The 1,956-nt window shown below is 62.1% G+C and carries 2 protein-coding genes and 3 pseudogenes; all 5 read right to left on the bottom strand.

The features are described from left to right. Nucleotides 1-145 (bottom strand): annotated as a pseudogene (locus H7J73_RS00045) (oxidoreductase); the annotation flags it as partial. Between the two features lie 4 nt (nucleotides 146-149). After that, entirely contained in the window at nucleotides 150-1,049 is a 900-nt protein-coding gene (locus H7J73_RS00040) for a hypothetical protein (RefSeq protein ID WP_264065164.1), read from the bottom strand. A gap of 40 nt (nucleotides 1,050-1,089) precedes the next feature. After that, nucleotides 1,090-1,320 carry a hypothetical protein gene (locus H7J73_RS00035; protein WP_264065165.1) on the bottom strand — a complete coding sequence of 77 codons (231 nt, stop codon included), beginning with the start codon at nucleotides 1,318-1,320 and terminating at the stop codon, nucleotides 1,090-1,092. Nucleotides 1,321-1,362: 42 nt separating this feature from the next. Continuing rightward, a pseudogene (locus tag H7J73_RS00030) lies at nucleotides 1,363-1,547 on the bottom strand (oxidoreductase); the annotation flags it as partial. Between the two features lie 82 nt (nucleotides 1,548-1,629). Beyond that, a pseudogene (locus tag H7J73_RS00025) lies at nucleotides 1,630-1,956 on the bottom strand (hypothetical protein); the annotation flags it as partial.

Raw genomic sequence — 1,956 nt, 5'->3', positions numbered from 1 at the left:
CCTTGGAGACCAGAGCGAGGTCGTCGGCGTAGGTGTGCAGCGCTTCGCGGATGAGTTGATTGGCTAAGTCGGGCCCGTAGAACTGCGCGGTGACGACGTGGTGGATGCGGTGGACGGTGAACTTGCCGAGCTTGTAAGTCGTCATGACTTCATCCAACAGCGAACGGGGCGCATTCAGTTCCGACTTCTGCACCGAACGGGTATCTCGATATCAGGCGATTCCCGCCGCGACGTGCAGACAGGGGCGGCCAGCCCGGAACCGGTGCCGGCGGGGGCGGGGGACTGGCGAGCACCGGACCGGGAAGTTGTAGGCCGGGTGTCTGAATGTCATTGGCGCACTGCTGGTTTAGGGCGCTGGTTTCGGGATCGCTGGAGGGCTTTCCGTCTGGACTGAACCAGATCGGTAAGACATTGGCCTCGGTGGCGATCCACGTGCCGAAGACGTTTTCGGCCGGAGCGGGTAGCGGACCGCGTTGGGGCGCAGCAGGACTCAACGGAGGAGGTAGGCTAGCGCCGGAGTTTTGATTGCTGAATTCGACGCGGGTGACTGCGGGGCCAAGTGTGCTCGAATTCCAACGAGGGACGTATTTACCGTCCGGGCCGACGATGTAGAGGCCGTCGCGAATATCGCACACGAGGGCTGAAAAACCGACGGGCGTGGTGGCAATGCGCAGTACGTGAATGAACAGCGTCCCGTAGAGAGGTTTGTCCAGATAATTGCCGTGAGCAGACCAAGATCGGTCTGCCTGCGGCACTGGATTGTTGGCTAGGAACTCATGGGGTCCGCCCGGCGGAATGCGGACGGCTTGGCTGAACCCGGGATATCCGACATCGGGGTCACCTAACAGGTCGATCAGCCAGAACGACTCGAAATAGGCCCGTAGTGGCACCGCTGGGCCGGTAAGGAGATCGATTCCGGGTTCGGCACTCCAATGGAAACGCATGCCGTCGGCCAGGGATGGCCAATTCGGAAAGCTCTGGGTTGAAGTGGGTGATTTCGGCGGTGATGCGGTGTTTGCATCCCCGCCGCATCCCGAGATCACTTGCATGAGAACGATGATTGACGCCGAGACAGCAATGCGAATCAGCCTACTTCGCATTGTTGTAGCCCTCGTTGTAATTCGCCCACAGCGAGTCGAGATCCACACCTGCGCCGTGCAGATAGCTCTGCACGGCGTTCTGAAGGTTTCGACTGGCATCGTTGTTCACAATCGCCTCATACTGTTGCAGACCGGCTCCCCCCGAGTTGGCGTATTGAGCGAGTAGACCGGTGTTGCCGACCCCGCTGTTGTACAGCTCGGCGGCGATGGCGTACTGCATCGGCAGGGAGGCTCTGGGAACTCCCTGCTGGAACGGTTGATCATCGGCACGCAGGCCATCGGGTTGCGACGCCGGGATCCAGTTGCCCTTGTCGTCGCGACGGGCACCGACCTTGGAGACCCCTTGGAGACCAGAGCGAGGTCGTCGGCGTAGGTGTGCAGCGCTTCGCGGATGAGTTGATTGGCTAAGTCGGGCCCGTAGAACTGCGCGGTGACGACGTGGTCGATGCGGTGGACGGTGAACTTGGCGAGTTGGTAGGTCGCGGGGCGCATTCAGTTCCGACTTCTGCACCGAACGGGTATCTCGATATCAGGCGATTCCCGCCGCGACGTCCAGGCAGGGGCGTTCTGGCCAGCCCGGAACCGGTGCCGGCGGGGGCGGGGGACTGGCGAGCACCGGACCGGGAAGTTGTAGGCCGGGTGTCTGAATGTCATTGGCGCACTGCTGCTCGAGAGCGTCGGTTTCGGGGTCATCTGAGTATTGCCCGTTAGGCTGCACCCAGGCTGGGAGTGCGCTGCGACCAGTGACTGTCCACTCACCGAAAACATCTTCGGCAGGGGCGGGCAGCGGACCCCGTTGGGGTGCGGTCGGACTGGAGGGCGCAGTGGCACCGGCCGTGGACTGGTTGGTGAAATC

The organism is Mycolicibacterium komossense, from assembly GCF_025822605.1.
In the GTDB taxonomy this organism is placed as follows: domain Bacteria; phylum Actinomycetota; class Actinomycetes; order Mycobacteriales; family Mycobacteriaceae; genus Mycobacterium; species Mycobacterium komossense.
Note: the sequence above shows the minus strand (reverse complement) of the source record. Positions and strands in the feature narration are given on the sequence as shown.

What these genes read in the sequence shown, in the direction of transcription:
- H7J73_RS00040 (WP_264065164.1), bottom strand. Translation starts at nt 1,049, where the DNA reads ATGCAAGTGATCTCGGGATGCGGCGGGGATGCAAACACCGCATCACCG.
- H7J73_RS00035 (WP_264065165.1), bottom strand. Translation starts at nt 1,320, where the DNA reads ATGCAGTACGCCATCGCCGCCGAGCTGTACAACAGCGGGGTCGGCAAC.